This window comes from Pseudomonas sp. SDT291_1_S447, from assembly GCF_054070155.1.
The window spans coordinates 1-289 of sequence record NZ_JBSVXS010000351.1 but is presented as its reverse complement, the minus strand read 5'-3'; the positions used below and the strand labels follow the sequence as shown (position 1 = coordinate 289).

Genomic DNA, 289 nt, shown 5'->3' with positions numbered 1-289 from the left:
CAAGTCGCTGCGTTGAAAACCCCGAAGAAACTGGTGGTGATCGACATGGTCGACGAGCGCCTGGAACTGGCGAAAAAATTCGGCGCCGATGTGGTGATCAACCCGTCGCGCGACAACGCCCGCGAAATCATCAACGGCCTGACCGACAACTACGGCTGCGACGTCTACATCGAAACCACCGGCGTGCCGGCGGGCGTGACCCAGGGCCTGGACCTGATCCGCAAGCTCGGGCGTTTTGTCGAGTTCAGCGTGTTTGGTGCCGAGACCAGCGTCGACTGGTCGATCATAG

The 289-nt window shown here is 60.6% G+C and carries 1 protein-coding gene; it reads left to right on the top strand.

The window, feature by feature from the left end; genetic code table 11:
* A partial coding sequence (locus tag ACW9IR_RS29900) for a zinc-binding dehydrogenase (RefSeq protein ID WP_457466207.1) occupies positions 1-289 on the top strand: 289 nt, incomplete at both ends.